21 protein-coding genes are annotated in these 17,110 nt (G+C 71.9%); 7 read left to right on the top strand and 14 right to left on the bottom strand.

All coding sequences use genetic code 11. The features are described 5' to 3' along the window. Positions 1 to 9: 9 nt before the first annotated feature. A complete protein-coding gene (locus VA596_RS13880; protein WP_323326947.1) occupies positions 10 to 501 on the bottom strand; it encodes a YbaB/EbfC family nucleoid-associated protein in 492 nt (163 codons plus the stop codon). 167 nt (positions 502 to 668) lie between these two features. Here VA596_RS13880 and VA596_RS13875 point away from each other — a divergent pair, with 167 nt between their 5' ends. The 3 genes from VA596_RS13875 to VA596_RS13865 all read left to right on the top strand — a co-directional run bounded on the left by VA596_RS13875 (position 669) and on the right by VA596_RS13865 (position 3,574). After that, positions 669 to 845: a CsbD family protein gene (locus tag VA596_RS13875; protein WP_323326945.1), complete on the top strand. Its 177-nt coding sequence runs from the start codon at positions 669 to 671 to the stop codon at positions 843 to 845. 171 nt (positions 846 to 1,016) lie between these two features. Then, positions 1,017 to 2,222, top strand: coding sequence for an LLM class flavin-dependent oxidoreductase (locus VA596_RS13870; RefSeq protein ID WP_323326943.1), 1,206 nt, complete (start codon positions 1,017 to 1,019; stop codon positions 2,220 to 2,222). Positions 2,223 to 2,233: 11 nt separating this feature from the next. Next, the gene (locus tag VA596_RS13865) at positions 2,234 to 3,574 is read left to right on the top strand and encodes an NtaA/DmoA family FMN-dependent monooxygenase (RefSeq protein WP_323326941.1); all 1,341 of its coding nucleotides are present in this window, start codon (positions 2,234 to 2,236) and stop codon (positions 3,572 to 3,574) included. Between the two features lie 39 nt (positions 3,575 to 3,613). On the opposite strand, the gene VA596_RS13860 is transcribed toward VA596_RS13865, so the two are convergent. After that, positions 3,614 to 5,167 carry a carboxylesterase/lipase family protein gene (locus VA596_RS13860; protein ID WP_323326939.1) on the bottom strand — a complete coding sequence of 518 codons (1,554 nt, stop codon included), beginning with the start codon at positions 5,165 to 5,167 and terminating at the stop codon, positions 3,614 to 3,616. Positions 5,168 to 5,239: 72 nt separating this feature from the next. Beyond that, positions 5,240 to 5,593, bottom strand: coding sequence for a winged helix-turn-helix transcriptional regulator (locus VA596_RS13855; protein ID WP_323326937.1), 354 nt, complete (start codon positions 5,591 to 5,593; stop codon positions 5,240 to 5,242). A gap of 55 nt (positions 5,594 to 5,648) precedes the next feature. Here VA596_RS13855 and VA596_RS13850 point away from each other — a divergent pair, with 55 nt between their 5' ends. Then, positions 5,649 to 6,404 carry an SDR family oxidoreductase gene (locus tag VA596_RS13850; protein WP_323326935.1) on the top strand — a complete coding sequence of 252 codons (756 nt, stop codon included), beginning with the start codon at positions 5,649 to 5,651 and terminating at the stop codon, positions 6,402 to 6,404. A 42-nt stretch (positions 6,405 to 6,446) separates the two neighbouring features. Here the strand turns inward: VA596_RS13850 and VA596_RS13845 are convergent, their stop codons facing one another. Continuing rightward, positions 6,447 to 7,238 (bottom strand): S1 family peptidase, encoded by a 792-nt coding sequence (locus tag VA596_RS13845; RefSeq protein ID WP_323326933.1) that lies wholly within the window; start codon positions 7,236 to 7,238, stop codon positions 6,447 to 6,449. 356 nt (positions 7,239 to 7,594) lie between these two features. Between VA596_RS13845 and VA596_RS13840 the strand changes: the two genes are divergently transcribed. Continuing rightward, positions 7,595 to 8,119, top strand: coding sequence for a zinc ribbon domain-containing protein (locus VA596_RS13840; protein WP_323326931.1), 525 nt, complete (start codon positions 7,595 to 7,597; stop codon positions 8,117 to 8,119). Here the strand turns inward: VA596_RS13840 and VA596_RS13835 are convergent, their stop codons facing one another. Both VA596_RS13835 and VA596_RS13830 read right to left on the bottom strand, forming a co-directional pair. Then, entirely contained in the window at positions 8,120 to 8,449 is a 330-nt protein-coding gene (locus VA596_RS13835) for a hypothetical protein (protein WP_323326929.1), read from the bottom strand. It abuts the gene before it with no gap. Next, positions 8,450 to 10,201, bottom strand: coding sequence for a zinc ribbon domain-containing protein (locus tag VA596_RS13830; protein WP_323326927.1), 1,752 nt, complete (start codon positions 10,199 to 10,201; stop codon positions 8,450 to 8,452). It lies immediately after the preceding gene. Between the two features lie 208 nt (positions 10,202 to 10,409). Between VA596_RS13830 and eno the strand changes: the two genes are divergently transcribed. Continuing rightward, positions 10,410 to 11,693 (top strand): phosphopyruvate hydratase, encoded by a 1,284-nt coding sequence (eno, locus tag VA596_RS13825; protein WP_323326925.1) that lies wholly within the window; start codon positions 10,410 to 10,412, stop codon positions 11,691 to 11,693. 207 nt (positions 11,694 to 11,900) lie between these two features. Here eno and VA596_RS13820 read toward each other — a convergent pair whose 3' ends face one another. The 8 genes from VA596_RS13820 to VA596_RS13785 form a co-directional block, all read right to left on the bottom strand. Beyond that, positions 11,901 to 12,362 (bottom strand): molybdopterin-binding protein, encoded by a 462-nt coding sequence (locus VA596_RS13820; protein ID WP_323326923.1) that lies wholly within the window; start codon positions 12,360 to 12,362, stop codon positions 11,901 to 11,903. 72 nt (positions 12,363 to 12,434) lie between these two features. Next, positions 12,435 to 13,007 (bottom strand): alkaline shock response membrane anchor protein AmaP, encoded by a 573-nt coding sequence (amaP, locus tag VA596_RS13815; protein ID WP_323326921.1) that lies wholly within the window; start codon positions 13,005 to 13,007, stop codon positions 12,435 to 12,437. Then, positions 13,004 to 13,534, bottom strand: coding sequence for a DUF6286 domain-containing protein (locus VA596_RS13810; RefSeq protein WP_323326919.1), 531 nt, complete (start codon positions 13,532 to 13,534; stop codon positions 13,004 to 13,006). Before VA596_RS13810 ends, amaP begins: the two co-directional genes overlap by 4 nt. Beyond that, positions 13,531 to 13,911 carry an Asp23/Gls24 family envelope stress response protein gene (locus VA596_RS13805; protein ID WP_323326917.1) on the bottom strand — a complete coding sequence of 127 codons (381 nt, stop codon included), beginning with the start codon at positions 13,909 to 13,911 and terminating at the stop codon, positions 13,531 to 13,533. The genes VA596_RS13810 and VA596_RS13805 overlap by 4 nt, the downstream gene beginning before the upstream one ends. Before the next feature lie 3 nt (positions 13,912 to 13,914). Further along, the gene (locus tag VA596_RS13800) at positions 13,915 to 14,091 is read right to left on the bottom strand and encodes a DUF2273 domain-containing protein (protein ID WP_323326915.1); all 177 of its coding nucleotides are present in this window, start codon (positions 14,089 to 14,091) and stop codon (positions 13,915 to 13,917) included. Next, positions 14,088 to 14,396: a hypothetical protein gene (locus VA596_RS13795; RefSeq protein WP_323326913.1), complete on the bottom strand. Its 309-nt coding sequence runs from the start codon at positions 14,394 to 14,396 to the stop codon at positions 14,088 to 14,090. The genes VA596_RS13800 and VA596_RS13795 overlap by 4 nt, the downstream gene beginning before the upstream one ends. After that, positions 14,393 to 14,866, bottom strand: a complete 474-nt coding sequence (locus VA596_RS13790) for an Asp23/Gls24 family envelope stress response protein (RefSeq protein WP_323326911.1) — start codon at positions 14,864 to 14,866, stop codon at positions 14,393 to 14,395. Before VA596_RS13790 ends, VA596_RS13795 begins: the two co-directional genes overlap by 4 nt. A 94-nt stretch (positions 14,867 to 14,960) precedes the next feature. Next, a complete protein-coding gene (locus VA596_RS13785; RefSeq protein ID WP_323326909.1) occupies positions 14,961 to 16,346 on the bottom strand; it encodes an MFS transporter in 1,386 nt (461 codons plus the stop codon). 93 nt (positions 16,347 to 16,439) lie between these two features. Between VA596_RS13785 and VA596_RS13780 the strand changes: the two genes are divergently transcribed. After that, positions 16,440 to 16,958 carry a winged helix-turn-helix transcriptional regulator gene (locus tag VA596_RS13780; RefSeq protein ID WP_323326907.1) on the top strand — a complete coding sequence of 173 codons (519 nt, stop codon included), beginning with the start codon at positions 16,440 to 16,442 and terminating at the stop codon, positions 16,956 to 16,958. The last annotated feature ends 152 nt before the right edge of the window (positions 16,959 to 17,110 follow it).

Below are 17,110 nucleotides of genomic sequence, written 5' to 3'. Positions count from 1 at the left end.
CGGTCGGGTTCAGTCGCGGCGGAGGATCGTGTTCTCTTCGAAGTAGTCGTCGTCCCGCGGGGCGGGCCGGCGCCGCGGTGCCGCCTGCGGCGTTTGCGGCTCCGACGCAGGCGGCTCGGCGACGGTTCCGAAGGCTTCGGCCTGCGCCTCGCGCACCTGCTCCTGCGTGTTGACGCCCAGCGTGTCGCCGAAGGCGTCGTCCACGATCCCGGCCTGCTGCTGGACGGCCCCGGCCACGGCCTGGCGCAGGGTCGTCATGATGATCGTGGAGAGGCGGCCCGCTTCGAGGTGCATGGCACCGGCGGCCAGCCGCAGGTCGGTGACGGTCCCGCCGGCCCCGGCCACCACGGTGACGTTGCCGTCCGGCGAGGTCACGGTGGTCTCGACCTGGGCGATCCGCTCCTGCATGTCGCCGACCCCGGCGAACCGGGTCTCGGCCTGGCGAACCTTCGCCTGGAAGTGCTGGAACTGGGCGATCAGCTCGTCCATGTGCGCGGACATCGGGTCTCCCTTGCGCGGTCTGGTGACATCCGTCCGCATGATGTCAGACCCGCGTCCGTTTCGATCGGTTTTCGGAAGATCGCGTCGCGGCCTGCCTCTGATTTCCGCTGCGATGTGTAGCCGTCCCGCCACCGGGTAGCCGTAGAGCACCCCAAGGAAGGTGGACGATGAACGACAAGGCGGAACACAAGGCCGAAGAGCTCAAGGGCCAGGCCAAGGAAAAGGTCGGCGACGCCACCGGGAACGAGCAGTGGCAGGCCGAGGGCAAGGCCGAGCAGGGCAAGGGTGCCCTCAAGCAGGCCGCCGACAAGGTCAAGGACGCCGTGACGGGTCACAAGGACTGATTCACCCCGAGACGGACGGCCGCCGCACTCCGGAGTGCGGCGGCCGTTTCACGTCCGGGTTATTCCCGGTACGCCCGGAAACCTCCCGCTTTCCCACCCCCTGGCCACTCCTGCCCGGCCACCGGGAACCGGCGCACACTGGTGCCACGGGCCAAGGGAAGGAAAGCCGGGATGGCAGCAGCAAACGGACCACGGATCGCCGTCGCGCTGGACGGTGCCGGGTGGCACCCCGCCGCGTGGCGGGAGCCGGACGCGCGGCCGGGCGAGCTGCTCACCGCCGGGTACTGGGCCGATCTGGTCCGCGAGGCCGAAGCGGGCAAGCTGGACTTCGTCACCTTCGAGGACTCGCTTGCCCTGCAGACCGAGCAGTACCTCGACCGGCCCGGCGAGCGCACCGATATCGTCCAGGGCCGTCTCGACGCCGTGCTGATCGCCGCCCGCGTCGCGCCGCTGACCTCGCGCATCGGGCTCGTGCCGACCGCCGTCGTCACCCACACCGAGCCGTTCCACCTCTCGAAGGCGATCGCCACGCTCGACTACGTCAGCACCGGCCGCGCCGGCGTTCGCGTCCAGGTGGCCGGGCGGCCCGCCGACAACCGGCACTTCGGCCGGCGCGAGTTCGGCGAGTTCCGGCTCGAGGACTCCACCACGCCGGACGTCGAGAGCCCGCTGTCGGAGCTGTTCGACGAGGCCGCCGACTACGTCGAGGTGCTGCGCCGCCTCTGGGACAGCTGGGAGGACGACGCCGAGATCCGCGACGTCGCGACCGGCCGGTTCGTCGACCGCGAGAAGCTGCACTACATCGACTTCGAGGGCCGCTGGTTCAAGGTCAAGGGCCCGTCGATCACCCCGCGCCCGCCGCAGGGCCAGCCGCTGGTCACCGCACTCGCGCACGCCGCGGTCCCCTACCGGCTCGCCGCCCGCTCGGCCGACGTCGTCTACGTGACGCCCTTCGACCGCACGCAGGCCGGCGAGATCGTCACGGCCGTCCGTGACGAGCAGGACCGCGCCGGGCGCGCCGGCGAGACGCTGCACGTGTTCGGCGACGTCGTCGTGTTCCTCGACGAGACCGAGCAGGCCGCGGCGGACCGTAAGGCGCGGCTCGACGAGCTGTCCGGAGCCGAGTACACCTCGGACGCGCATGTCTTCACCGGCACCCCCGCCGGCCTCGCCGACCTGCTGCTGGACTGGCAGGCGGCCGGGCTCTCCGGGTTCCGGCTGCGGCCGGGCGCGGTGCCGCACGACCTGACCGCGATCACCCGCGGCCTGGTCCCCGAACTGCAGGCCCGCGGCGCGTTCCGCACCGAGTACGAAGCGGACACCCTGCGCGGCCTGCTCGGCCTCGCGAAGCCCGCCAACCGCTACGCGACCGCCTGAGGAGGCCCGCGATGTCCCAGCCCCGCAAGCAGATCCACCTCGCGGCGCACTTCCCCGGCGTGAACAACACGACCGTGTGGAGCGACCCCGAGGCCGGCAGCCACATCGAGTTCAGCTCGTTCGTCAAGCTCGCGCAGACGGCCGAGCGCGCGAAGTTCGACTTCTTCTTCCTGGCCGAGGGCCTCCGCCTGCGCGAGCAGAACGGGGTGATCTACGACCTCGACGTCGTCGGCCGCCCCGACACCTTCACCGTGCTGTCGGCGCTGGCCGCGGTCACCGAGCGGCTCGGCCTGGCCGGCACCATCAACTCGACGTTCAACGAGCCGTTCGAGGTGGCCCGCCAGTTCGCCTCGCTCGACCACCTCTCCGCCGGGCGCGCCGCCTGGAACGTCGTCACGTCGTGGGACGCCTTCACCGGCGAGAACTTCCGGCGTGGTGGTTTCCTCCCGCAGGACCAGCGCTACTCCCGCGCCGAGACGTTCCTGCGCACCGCCTGGGAGCTGTTCGACTCCTGGCGCGGTGACGAGATCGCCGCCGACGCCGGCAGCGGCACGTTCCTCTGGGACCCGAACGCGGGCGCGTTCGCCCACCACGACGAGCACTTCGACATCGAGGGCCGCTTCCCGGTGCCGCGCAGCCCGCAGGGCCGTCCGGTGATCATCCAGGCCGGGGACTCCGACGAGGGTCGCGAGTTCGCCGCGGCCACCGCCGACGCGATCTTCAGCCGCTACGGCACGCTCGAAGCCGGGCAGGCGTTCTACACCGACGTCAAGGGACGGCTGGCGAAGTACGGCCGGACGTCCGAGCAGCTGGTGATCCTGCCCGCGGCGACGTTCGTGCTCGGAGACACCGACGCCGACGCCCACGAGCGCGCCCACGCCGTCCGGCTGCAGCAGGTCAGCGGGCAGACCGCGATCAACTTCCTGGAACAGCTGTGGAACACCGACCTGTCCGGGCACGACCCGGACGGCCCGCTGCCGAACACCGACCCGGTGCTCGGGGAGAACACGATCTCCCGCGGCCGCGCCAGCGTCCGGATGTACCGCGACCCGCTGGCCACGGCGCACGAGTGGCGGCAGCTGGCCGAGGCGAAGAACCTCTCCACCCGGGAGCTGATCATCGAGGTCACCGGCAGGCAGACGTTCATCGGCTCCCCCGCGACCGTCGCCGCCACGATCGACGAGCTGGTCCAGGCCGACGCGAGCGACGGGTTCATCCTCGTCCCGCACGTCACGCCGGGCGGGCTCGACGAGTTCGCCGACAAGGTCGTGCCGCTGCTGCAGGAACGCGGCTCGTTCCGCACCGAGTACACGGGGACGACGCTGCGGGAGCACCTCGGACTGGACGCCTGAAACGGGCGGGGTTCGCGCGAACCCCGCCCGTTTCGGGAATCAGAGACCTGCCCAGAAAGTGCAGTTGTGCTCCGCGGCCAGGTCCACGGTGCGCGGCGCACCCGGGACCAGCGACAGTGTCGTGGTGCCGCCGCCGAAGCGCGGCCAGGCCGGCGTGCCCGGGCCGTTGGGGTTGCCGGTGCGGGCGAAGGTCGTCCAGTAGCGGATCATCCGGTCGGCCAGCGCCTGCTGCCCGGCGTCCAACGGGGTGGGGACGCCGTTGAGGTCGAACAGGTACTCCATCTCGGCGCCGTGGTAGGCGCCGGACGGCAGACCTTCGGGGAACGGGAACTGCGCGGGCGCGGTCCGGTCGGCGAACTCGTAGGCGTACGCCGGCGCCCAGCGGGCGAACGTGCGCTGGTCGGTCACCTGCGTGCAGGACCAGACGCGGTCGGTCGCGACCGTGGCCCAGGCGACGGCCGGGGAACCGTAGGCGCTCGACGGGTACTTCGCGGCGACCGCCGGGGCCTTCGCGCCGAACGCGTCAACGAGCAGCTGCTGGTAGCCGTCCTCGGTGAAGGCCTGGGGCAGGAACGCCGTCGCGAGGCGCTGTTCGTCGAGGTTGGTCCCGGAGATCACCGGGATCTTCGCGTAACGGCCTTCGGCCAGCGCCCGGTCGGGACGCCACGGCAGCACCGGGTTGCCGTACGCCACCGCCGGCAACGCGGCACTCTGTGACGCGGTCAGCAACTGCGGCACGGGAATCCGGCGCAGGCAGTCCACTTGGGACGGTCCGGCCGCGCAACCGAGCGAGGCGGCGAGCGTGGCACCCTGAGCGTCCACTGAGGACTGTCCCAGCCACGGTGAGCCGGCCGGGATTCCGGGGTTGACGCCGTTGCGCGGCCAGGTCATCGAGCACGACCCGCTCTCCATGATCGCCCGCTGGAACAGCCCGCGGGCGGCCGGCGAGGTGAGCTGCGCGCAGATGTCGTACGAGCCGGCCGACTGGCCGAAGAGCGTGACGTTGCCCGGGTTTCCGCCGAACGCCGCCGCGTTGCGCTGCACCCAGCGCAGCGCCGCTTGCTGGTCCTGCATGCCGAACGTGCCGGCGCCGTCGAGCCGGGGCAGGCCGAGGAACCCGAACACGCCGAGGCGGTAGTTGACCGTGACGACCACGACGTCCCCGCCGACGGCCAGGCGCCGCGCGTCGTAGTCGCTGCCCGCGCCGAAGGCGTTGCCGCCGCCGTGCAGCCAGACCATCACCGGCTTGAGCCCGCCGGTGCGCGGGGCCGTGACGTTCAGGTGGAGGCAGTCCTCGGACTCGCTGGCCGGGCCGATGTTCTGCGGCTGGGCGCACCGCGACGCCGGCGTGGTGGCGTCTCTCGGCACGGTCCAGCGCCGCGGCGGCTGCGGTGCTCTCCACCGCAGCTCACCGACGGGTGGCGCCGCGTACGGCACCCCCTGGAACGTCCTGCTGTCCGCCGTGACCGTGCCCCGCACCGGGCCGGCGTCGGTCCGCACCACCCCGGCGTCCTGGCCCTGGGCGGTGGCGACACCGCCGGTGCCCAGTACCGCCGCCGCCGCGATCACCACTGCCGCGATGCGCCTGCCCATGTCGACCTCCGCCTGCTCGTCCTTGCTGACGAGCAGAGCGTCACACCGACAAGAAAATTTGTCAAGGATGATTCAGTTGTCCATGCGGGACGCGCGCACCAGCGGCGTCGCGTACTTCTCCCCCCAGGTGCGCAGGTGGCCGAGGATCGGCAGCAGCCCCTCGCCGGCCTCGGTCAGCACGTACTCGTCGCGCGGCGGGTGCTCGCGGTAGCGGCGGCGCTCGATCAGGCCGCTGCCCTCCAGGTCGCGCAGCCGCGTGGTCAGGCTCGCCTTCGGCGCGCCGGTGCGCGCCTGGATCTCGCTGAAGCGGTTGACCCCGAAGCCGAGCTCACGCAGGGCGAGCAGCGCCCACCGGTCCCCCACCAGTTCCAGCGCGTCGGCGATCCCGCACACCCGAACCCCGGTTGGTTCGATTTCTGAACTCACTGTGCTAGCGTAGCGCACGGGAGTAAGTTCAACTTTTGAACCTAGGAGATGAGTCATGGCATCCGTGCTGATCACCGGAGCGTCGAAGGGCATCGGCCGGGCGATCGCGAGCGAGTTCGCGCGCCGCGGGCACCGCGTGGTCGCCACCGCCCGCAAGCCGGAGACGCTGGCCGACCTGGACGTCGACCAGCGGCTCGCGCTCGACGTCACGGATTCCGCGAGCATCGAGGCCGCGGTGGAGCAGGCCGGGGAGATCGACGTCCTGGTCTCGAACGCCGGCGAGATCTTCTACGCCGCCGTCGAAGCGACGCCGCCCGCCGAGCTCATGCGGCTGTTCGACCTCAACACGGTCGGCGCGCTGCGCGTTGCCCAGGCAGTCCTGCCCGGGATGCGGGCGCGCGGGCGCGGGCGGCTGCTGTTCGTCTCCAGCGTCGTCGGGCGGATCGTGAACCCGCCGGGCGCCGGGTACGACGCCACGAAGTGGGCACTGGAGGCGCTGGTCGAGTCCCTGGCGATCGAGATCGCCCCGCTCGGCCTCGAAACGGCGCTGCTGGAGCCCGGCGCGGTCAGCTCGGGCGCGCTCGACGACGTCACGACGTACCGGTTGCCGGACGACCCCTACGCCGCCTTGCTCGGCGGCGATCCCGCCCAGCGGCAGTGGATCACGCCGGAGGAGGTCGCCATCGGCGTGGCCGACGCCGCCGAGGTTCCGGCGCTGCCGCTGCGGATCCCGATCGGCGCGCCGGCCAAGGCGGTCCTCGCGGCCCGGCACGCCGCTCCCGACGACCGCCCCTTCGTTCCTGGGAAGTAAGGAAACGGCGGCGACCCGAGGCCGCCGCCGTTCCTTGCCGGGTCAGCCGATGTGCGAGCTGATGTCCGCGTAGTCGTTGCCCACGTTGGTGTAGACGCCCGGGAAGTCCTTGCGCGCACAGCCCTGGCCCCACGAAACGATGCCGGCGAGCTTGCCGTCGACGTAGGCCGGGCCGCCGGAGTCGCCCTGGCAGGAGTCCTTGCCGCCTTCGGGCACACCGGCGCAGAACATGGACGCCTTGTCGTAGCTGTTGCCACCGGTGCTGTAGGCCGTGGCGCAGGAGTCGTTGTCCACCACCGGGACGTTCACCTTCAGCAGGGTGTCGGAGACGTCGCCGCCCTCGGACGTCGTGCCCCAGCCGACGACGGTGACGTCCGCGCCCGCCTGGTAGGCCGCGTCGCCCGCCGACTGCACCAGCGTCGCCGGCGCGTAGGGCAGCTCCTTGTCCAGCGTCAGCACGGAGTTGTCGTGCTGCATGCCGGTCATGTCGAACCCGGGGTTCTGCCAGACGTCGCTCACGCCGGCCTTCTCGCCGGAGGTGTCGCTGAACTTGGTCTGGCCGCCGATGATCTCCATCTGCGACGCCTGGACGCCGTCGGTGCAGTGCGCGGCGGTCAGCACCTTGTTCGGCGCGACCAGGGTGCCCGCGCAGTGCTGCGCACCGTTGACGTTGAAGATGACGGTGGCCGGGAACTCGTCGATGGTGGTCGGCGACCCGCCGACGATCCGCGGATCGGCACCGGAAGCACCCTGAGCGGCGGCGACGGCGAAAGCCCCGGCCGCCACGAGGGCCACCGCGGCCCGCCGGACCATCGAACGTCCGTCTACCTGCATGAACATCTCCCTTCGGGGACCTGGAAGGTGGTGATCACGAGCAGACCAGACCGGTTCGGGTCTCGGTTAGCTACGAAAGTAGCAATCTGAAAGTTTGCGCAGATGGTTGGTTTTTGTCCGACGCTCCTCTTGGCGATTCTCTGTAACAAGCCACCGCCGGCTGCGGACTATGGGGCATGACCTCCTGCTCGGCCTGCGGACGGGAACTCGGCCCCCAGACCCGGTTCTGTGGTTCCTGCGGTACCGCGGTCTCGGCGCCTCCTCCTGCATCACCGGTCGAAACCGTTGTCCCCCAACGGGTTACGACCGGGTCGCGGCGGACGGCGATCGTCGCGGTCGCCGCCACCGTCGTCGTGGTGGCCGCCGGGGTGACGGTCTTCGTCCTCACACGCGGAACGGGTGACACCGAAACCGCTCAGCCACCGTTGAACACCAATGTCCCTGCGCCGGCGCAGCAGCCGCCGACCACGACGGTGGCGCCGACCACTCAGGCACCGGCCGAGATCACCGAGGACGACCTCCGCCGGCAGACCTCGCAAGACTCCACAACGGCCGAACGCCTTGTCGGACACTGGGTTCCGCAGCTTTCGTCGAAGAACCTCGGCCTGGTCGTCGGCGGTGTCACGTACGACTACCCGGCCATCATGGCCGACTTCAAGTCCCTGCACGACCGCTTCCCGGACGCCGTCATGGTGAACTCCAGCGACTACAGCAACTTCTCGCGCAAGGACTTCTGGGTCACCGTCGAGGCGTCCGTCTTCGCCTCGGCCGACGCGGCCAACGCGTGGTGCGACGAACAGAACTTCGCGGCTCAGGACTGCCACGCCAGCCGCCTGACCCACTCTGGCGGGCCGGCGGGCAACTCCAAGCCGCGGGGATGATCAGCCGAACAGCTTGGTGACCAGCTCGGCGACCTTGGTGACGGGCTCGCTCAGCGTGCCGATCAGCGACGTCACGGTGTTCCAGCGGCTGCCGACCACCGCGGGACGCGGGTCGTCGCGCCGCAGTTCGTCCTCGATGCGGGCGAGCGCGTCCCGCACCTCCTGACGGTCGGCTTCCGGTGCCGCTCCGGCGATCTCCTCGCGCGAGCCCGCAAGGGCGGTGAGGAGATCCTGCACCGACGGTACGGACCCGTTGTTGTTCACCGTCGCACCCGAGCCGAGCGCGCTGCCGGTGAAGCTCGAGCCCCGGATGTCGAACTGGTCGCCCATTTACTTGCCCTTCGCCGATTTCGAGTTGTTCACCGTGCTGTTCGACCCCACCGCCGAGTTGACGAACGTGCTGCCGCTCACGTCGTAGTTGTTGACGACCGGGTCCGCCATCTTCATGAACTCGACGACCGAATAACCGTGGTCCTGCAGGTATTCCCCGACCGCGCGGAACAGCGTCGCGTCCACGATGCGCACGTACCGCTCGACGTCGACGTCCTGGAAGTAGCTCTGCACCCGGTCCGCCTGGGCCAGCTCGCGCAGGCTCCGGTCGGCGCCGTACTTGGCCGGGACGACCTCGTTCAAGTCCTGGCGCAGCGGCTTGAACCGCCGGAACACCGACGCCGTGCGGCGGAACAGGGTCGCCGGCAGCGTCCACATCTCGAGGAACGTGTCCGCGAGCAGCCGGGCCGCCGAATCGCGGTGCCGGTCGATCGCGCGGAACTCCGGCGCGATCGGCAGCAGGGCGAGGAACTGCCACTCCAGGTACAGCATCCGCTGGTCGGTGCCGACGTGCAGGTAGCACGACGTCGTCAGGTCGCGGTCCCACGATTCGACGCGGAAGCAGCGGTAGTAGCGCGCCCATTCCACCGCGCTGTCGGCCAGGGCCCGCGCCTGCTCGACCGGCAGCCGCCCGGCCGGCGGGTGGTCCAGGTCCCGCAGCACCTCGGGGACCGACGCGTGGTCGACGACCAGCCGGTCGGCCGGGACGAGCACCTGTTCCCGCTGGGTCAGGTTCTCCAGGCGCCGGCCCGGTCCCAGCGACGACGTCGTCCGCAGCCGGTCGATCGCCGCTCCGACGTGCTGCTGCAGTTCGACGACGCTGATGCCCTGCGGGTCGGTGTGCTCCCCCGACGGGTCGAGCGGCAGCGTGATCACCTTCTGGTGCAACGGGATCCCGGCGCCCACGAACGGCGAGAACTCCCGGTGCACCACGACGTCGGCGGTCGCGTCGTGGTCCGGCACGGACTCCTCCGCCGCGGCCACGCGGCCCAGCGGCAGCCGGAACCCCTCGAGGCCCAGCCCGCGCAGCCGCCGTTCCCACTCGGACGGGCTCGTGCGCCCGTCGACGACGAACGCGCCGCGGCGGAACCGCTGGAACACCAGGAACCGCACGACGAGCTGGTCGGCCAGCAGCACCCCGAAGATGAGCAACGACAGCACGGCCGTCAGCACGACGACCCGGACCAGGCCGCTCACCGGAGACGCATCGGCCCCGGACAGATCCGAGTACCCAAGGCTCGAAGAGCTTCCCGACGACCGGGAACTCGTCAGGTCGTCCACCAACCCGAGGCCGAGCACGAACGCGGCCACCGCCATGACACCCACGGCGAAGACCAGGTCCGCCGGCCCGCTGACCCGGAACCGGCCCGGCAGCATCGCCACCACCACGGCCGCCAGCAGCCAGAACAGCAGCGCGGTCGGGTTGACGAACAGGAACACGAGCGCCAGCACGAGCAGCACGCCGTCGCGGATGCGCCGCCGCGTGCGCGACGCGACCGCCTCCCGCAGCACCGCGGAGGTGTCCACGCCGGGGGCCGGCGGGATGGCGCGCAGCGGCTCCACGAGGAATTCGCGGATCGCCGCGTTCGCGTACTTCTCGCTGATCTGCGCGGCGGCGCACAGGTACCGCGTCGTGTTGTCCCGCTGCACCAGCGAAGCACCGCACTGCTGGCAGAACCCGTCTCCGGGCTGGTTGGCGGACCGGCAGCGCCAGCAGCTCTGGCTCCGCCCCACGCCGACACCGGCAACCATGGCGCTCCCTCCTGGCCGAGTGTTCCGGCCGGGAGTTGCTCGGCGTGCGGCGCCTTGTTACAAGATTCGGAGGCGGCCACGAAAAATTCAGGATCGATTCAGTAACTTCTGCTAGTCTCCCCGATGTTTCGCGGCTCACCGTGGCGCCGCGCCCGCAACCGTTGCGCCGTAACCGGTGTCGCGGCACCAGAACTCATCGAGGAGCGAAATGACAGCCATCGTCCGGGTCCACGGCCGCCAGGTGCTCGACAGCCGGGGCAACCCGACCGTCGAGGTCGACGTCGAGCTGGCGGACGGCTCGCTCGGCCGGGCCGCCGTGCCTTCGGGCGCCTCGACCGGCACCAAGGAAGCGGTGGAGCTGCGCGACGGCGACAAGGCGCGGTTCCACGGCAAGGGCGTGCGCAAGGCCGTCGACGCGGTCAACTCCGAGATCGCCGAGGCGGTCGTCGGGCTGGACGCCGAGGCGCAGGCCGAGGTCGACCGCGCGCTGATCACCCTCGACGGCACCCCGAACAAGGCCCGGCTCGGCGCGAACGCCACGCTCGGCGTCTCGCTCGCGGTGGTCAAGGCCGCCGCGGCCGCCAGCAGGCTGCCGCTCTACCGCTACGTCGGCGGCGTGTTCGCGCACCTGCTGCCGATGCCGATGATGAACATCATCAACGGCGGCGCGCACGCGGACAACCCGATCGACTTCCAGGAGTTCATGATCGGCCCGATCGGCGCGGAGACCTTCGCCGACGCCGTCCGGATGGGCTCCGAGGTCTTCCACACGCTGCGCAAGTCGCTCCACGAAGCCGGGCACGGCACCAACGTCGGCGACGAAGGCGGCTTCGCGCCGAACCTCAGCTCCGCCGACGAAGCGCTCGAGTTCGTCCTCCGCGCCATCGAGCAGTCCGGCTACAAGCCCGGTGAGGACATCGCGCTGCTGCTCGACCCGGCCGCGTCCGAGTTCTACACCGGCGAGGTCTACGACTACACCGGCGAAGGCCGCAAGCGCAGCGTCGAGGAGCACGTCGCCTACCTCGCCGAGCTGACCGCGAAGTACCCGATCGTCTCGATCGAGGACGGCCTGGCCCAGGACGACTTCGCCGGCTGGAAGCAGCTGACCGACCGGATCGGCGAGCGCGTCCAGCTCGTCGGCGACGATCTGTTCTGCACCAACGTGAACCTGCTCAACGACGGCATCGAGCGCGGCATCGGCAACTCGATCCTGATCAAGGTCAACCAGATCGGCACGCTCACCGAGACGCTCGACGCCGTCGAGACCGCCCACAAGGCGGGCTACTCGGCCGTCATGTCCCACCGCTCCGGCGAAACCGAGGACACCACGATCGCCGACCTCGCCGTGGCCACCAACTGCGGCCAGATCAAGACCGGCTCGCTGTCACGGTCGGACCGCACCGCCAAGTACAACCAGCTCATCCGCATCGAGGAGGAGCTGGGCGCGGAGGCCCGCTACGCGGGCGCGTCCACCATCAGCGGCCGCCGCTGACCCGCTCCGGCCCGGGATCGCCGCCACGGTCCCGGGCCGGGTGCCTGGTCACTCGAAGGTGAGCCGGCAGGCCGCGAAGCTGTCCACGAGTCCCGGGTTCGGACACGGTGGCCGTGCCCTTTGCCGATGTGGGCGAAGTTGGTGCTCTTGGCGGAGCTTCCGAGCCGGTGCTCGGCGCCGAGGCGCTCTACGCGGGCGCGACGACCGTCAGCGGCCACCGCGGTCCCGGGCCGGCTCGCCGCCTACGCACAGCAGCTGCAGCCGGGCCAGGCCGCGGACGTAGCGGCTCGCCCGCTGGTCGCTCGGCATCACCAGCGTGGGGCGGGCCAGCAGCTCGCCGTTGTAGCGGGTCGCCAGCAGGGCCGCGCAGGCGCCGAACTCCGGGTCCAGCTCGGCCAGCGACAGCGCGACCTGGAAGCCGTCTTCGGCCACGGCCAGTACGACCACCGTCAGGCTCGCCATCTTGTGCCGGGTGTCCACCGGCAGCGGGCCCTCCCGGAGCACGTCGTAGAGGTGCACGCCGTGCACCTCGTGCCGCTCGTGCTTGCGGCGCGTCACGTACTCCACGTCGAGCCGGATCCGCGAGCGCTCCCGCAGCTCGCCGATCCCGATCACCCGCGACGCGCACCCGGTCCCGGTGACCAGGAGCCCGACTGCCGACGGTTCCATCCCTCCACGCTAAGTCACCGTGGCCGCCGCGTACAGGCGCAAATGCGGCACTTTTCGGCACCGAAACCCGCGTCAGCGGATGCGCGGGCCCGCGGCCGTGGTGAACCGGAACTCGACGGCCACCGGCACGTCGTCGAGGTCCAGCGCCTGGCGCAGCCGCGGCAGACCCTCGGCCTCCAGGCGCTCGCGGATCTCCGTGGGGTCACCGTCCTGCTCCACCGAGACGACCAGCGCCAGCGTCGGGTCCTCGCGCGTCCCGGCCAGGGTCGCCCGTGCCTGGTGCACCCCCGGGTACGTCCGGAGTTCCTCGGTGAACGGTGCCACCGCGGCGTCGGCCGCCAGCTCGGTCCGCCCGCGGTCCGGGTCGGCCTCGAAGCGCCACGTCTGCGTCCTCGGCCGCCGCGCCAGCTGGGCCAGCAGCCAGCGCAGCGCCAGCAGCCCGAGCACCACGGCCGTCGCCGCGGCGACGTACAGCACCCACGTCGGCGGGGTGGTCGTGCCCGGCACCAGCGGCGCCTCCGGATCGACGACCGTCAGGCGGCGGAAGTGGGTCGCGACCGCGAAGCCGCCCGCGGCCAGCAGCACCAGGCCCAGGAGCCCGAGCAGGACGCGGTTGAGGCGGGCCGGGCGGTTCAGGTTCGTCATGACGCCTTCTTCCGGGGTGCGCGGACCCGCACCGACACGGCCGGCCGGGTGGCCGGGCCGACCTGGTCGAGCCGGTGGCCGACCGCCTCGCGGACGGCGTCGGCGAGGCCGTCGGGCCGGGTCCGGGACGTCTCGACCCGGACCTTCACCCGGCGTGCGCCGAGCTTGACCGCGGCGCCGGACACGCCGTCGACGGTCGCGGCCGCCGCCCGCAGCGTCGAGCGGTACCCGCCGCGGGCGGCGCCCGCGTCGAAGGAACCGCCCAGCGGCAGCACGGTGGCCGCCCCCGGCAGGATCGCGGCGAGCACCAGGACCAGGCCGAGCAGCGCGACGACTCCCCCGGCGACGGCCGGCAGGACGTCGCTCCACCGCAGGTCGTGCAGGGCGGACGCCACCGAGTCGAAGCTGACCCACGGGCGTTCGCCGAGGATCATCTGGATCGCCACGACGGCGACGAGCACGCACGCGGCCAGCACCACCACCGCGGTCAGGACGGCCGGGACGCTCCGGCGAGGACGGCGTTTCATTCGACCCTCCGTACTTGGCCCGCGGTGGTGTGCAGCGCGGTGACGGTGAGGTCGACGCGCGTCACCGCGAGCCCGGTCAGCGCCTCCACCCGCTCCACGAGGTGCTCGCGCGCCTTCTCGGTGGTGCGCGCGACCGACGCCGGGTAGACGATCGAGATCCGCACGTCGAGCGTCACGGTCCCGTCGCCGACCCGGGCACTCACCTTCGCGGAGTGGTCGAGGTCCTCACCGCTCAGGCTGACGCCGAGGACCCGGCCGGCCGCGCCGCCGACGTCGTCGACCTCCAGCACGGCGCAGGCGGCCAGGCGTTCGACCGCCTGCTCCGAGATGGTCAGTACCCCGCGCTCGGCGACCGGCGCGGGCAGGGTGGCGGTCACGGCTCAGCCCCGATCGCGGCCGGTGAGCTGCGACAGGTCGAGCTTGCCGTCGAGGTAGCGGCCGACCAGGAGGCCGATCGCCCCCAGCACGGCGACCGCGGCGAAGGCGCCGAAGCCGCCGATCGCGACGGCCAGCCCCAGGACGAGGCCGGTGATCAGGCCGAGCTGCGTGGCTTTCACGAGACCCTCTCCTTCACTTGGTGCGCTTCGGTGGCCGGCTCGGCCAGGTCCGCGATCACGACGTGCACCGGCCGCCCGGCGACGCCGGCGGCGGTGCGCACGGCCGCCGCGACGTCCGCGGCCACCAGCGGGTAGCCCGTGGTGACCGCGATCGTGACGTCCTCGTCGCGCACGCGCACGCCCGCGATCCGCCGCGGCGGGTCGAGCGTGGCGATCTCGCCGAACCGGCCGCCGTGCAGCCCGGTCACGCCGGGCGCGATCCGGACCGCGGCGGCGATCCGGGCCGCGTCGGGCTCGGGATTCACTGCACCCGGCCGGTTTCGGTGCTCTCGCTCTCGTCCTCGGACGGCAGGTGCAGGTCGCCGACGTTGATGTTGACCTCGACCACCTCGAGGCCGGTCATCTGCTCGACGGCGGTGATCACGTTGCGGCGCACCGAACGCGACAGGTCCGCGATGGACACGCCGTACTCGACGACGATCTGCAGGTCGACGGCCGCCTGCTTCTCGCCGACCTCGACCGAGACGCCCTGCCCGGCCGACGCGGTCGCGCCCGGGATGCGTTCGCGGATCGCGGAGAACGCCCGCGCGGCGCCGCCGCCGAGGGCGTGCACGCCGGGGATCTCCCGGGTGGCCAGGCCGGCGATCTTCTGGACGACGACGTCGGCGATCGAGGTGGCGCCCTCGGTCGTCACCAGTGCGCCGTCGCCGCCCTTCTTGGCGGGCTCGGCGGACGCCTGCTGGGCGGGCACCTTCGTGGCGGTGGCGTTCGTCATGACGTCTCCTTCACACATCGGAATGCGTTGTCTTGTCGGTGGAAGCCCCTTGATTGTTCTTCCACACGGGACAGACAACGCGGTGGGAAGATCGTCACGACCCGATCGTGTGAACCGCGTCTCGCCGCGCCGCGGCGCTCAGCGCGGCGATCACGGCCGCGCCGGCGACGGACAATCCGATCCCCACCAGCACGGCGACGTTCCAGCCGTCGACCAGGCTCGCCGCCGGGGTGGCCGAAGGGTGCACGGCGAGCACCGTCACGACCGTGACGCCCAGCGCGGCCCCGACGTAGCGGCTCGTGTTGTTGATCCCGCTGCCCATCCCGGCCCGGTTCGGCGGCACGCTCGCCACCGCCTCGCGGCCCAGCGACGCGTTCACCACCCCGGTGCCGATCCCGGCCAGCAGCAGGCCGCCGACCAGCAGGCCCGCGCCGGAGCCCGGGGTGACGAAGGCGAGCGGCACCAGCCCGGCGGCCACCACCAGCAGGCCCGCGCTCATCCGCGCGCCGCCGGAGAACGCGGCGGGCAGGCGCCGGGTCAGCAGGGCCGAAGCCACGCTGGCCGCCGACCAGGCCAGCACCACCAGGGACGCCGTCACCGGGGTGAACACCAGGCCGTTCTCGAGCATGGTGCAGAGGAACGACATCAGCGCCGTGACCCCGGCGCCGGCCGTGAACGCGCCGGCCGTCGCCGCGACGAGTGCCGGACGGCGGAACAGCGTCAGGTCGAGCATCCCGCCCTCGGTGCGGCCCTGGTGCGCGATGAACGCTCCGAGCAGGACGATCGCGGCGGCGATCAGGCTCAGTTCGAGGGGGCTCGTCCAGCTCTGGCGGCCTTCGGTGAGCGCGGCGAGCAGGGCCGCGAGCCCGCCGCCGAGCAGCAGCGAGCCGGTGACGTCGACCTTGCGCGCCCGGCCCGAAACGGACTCCTCGAGCAGCACCCGGCCGAGCACGGCGACACCGAGGGACAGCACGGTGGCGACGACGTAGAGCGTGCGCCAGCCCGCGGCGGTGTCGAGGACGGCGCCCGCCACCGGGCCGATGGCGATGCCGGCCCCGAGGCAGGCGCCCCACACGCCGGTGGCGCGGGCGCGGCCGGCGGGGTCGGGGAAGGCGTGCCCGAGCACCCCGAGCCCGCAGGCGACCAGCGCGGCCGCCCCGAGCCCTTCGACGACCCGGCCGGCGATGAAGGTCAGCGGCCCCGGCGCGACCGCGCCCAGCAGCGACCCGGCGGCGAGCACCGCCCCGCCGGCGGCGAACACGCGCCGCCGCCCGAAGTCGTCGCCGATCGCGCCGGCCGGCAGCAGCGCGACCGCCAGGCCGAGGCTCATCGAGCTGAGGATCCACGACGTCGCGATCGCGCCGGCGCCGAGCCCGCGGGCCACCGACGGGACGATCGACAGCGGCGCGGTGAACACGAACATGGCGAGCAGCGTGCCGCCGCCCGAAGCGACGAGCACAGCGGCCGGACGGCGGTCCATGCGGACTCCAGTTGATTCGGTGACCGAACTCTCTCGCCGGAGGCTAGCACGGTTTGTTCGTTCACCGAACTCTTCTGTGGCACACTGGGACGCATGGCACTCCCCCGCGAGTACACCGGCCAGGCCTGCTCGATCGTCCGCGCCCTGGAGATCGTCGGCGAGCGCTGGACGCTGCTGATCGTGCGGGACGCGGTCTTCGGCGTCCGGCGGTTCAGCGACTTCCTTGAGCACCTGGGCATCCCGCGCGCGGTGCTGACCGAGCGGCTGGAGTTCCTGGTCGGTGAGGACGTGCTGGCCCGGGTTCCCGGGCCGGGCAAGCGAAGCGAGTACGAGCTGACGGCGAAGGGCCTCGCGCTGTGGCCGGTCGTCCGCTCGCTGTCGGCGTGGGGCGACGAGTACTACGCACCCGAAGGCCGCCGCCGCGTCTTCGTGCACGACTCCTGCGGCGGCGAGGTGTCCCCAGCCGGCGAGTGCGCCGGTTGCGGCGAGCGGGTGCCGGTGGCCGCAACGGTGATGACGCCCGGCCCCGGCCTGCCCCCGCCGTCACCGCAGGACAGCGCGATCACGGCAGCTCTGGCCCACCCTCGGCCGCTGTTGCAGCCGCTGCACTGACGAGCCCGAGCCACCCGCAGTCCGAACGCACCCGCGACCCCAACCGAGGGTCCGCGGGTCGGTGTCGTGAACGCTTGACAAGCAAGCCTGTCACCCTGTCTGCTTACTAGTGCGCGAACGAACGCGGTATCGAGCAGTTTCTCGCACTTCTG

The organism is Amycolatopsis heterodermiae (assembly GCF_034929455.1).
In the GTDB taxonomy this organism is placed as follows: Bacteria; Actinomycetota; Actinomycetes; order Mycobacteriales; family Pseudonocardiaceae; genus Amycolatopsis; species Amycolatopsis heterodermiae.
This window is presented reverse-complemented; position numbering and strand designations above follow the sequence as displayed.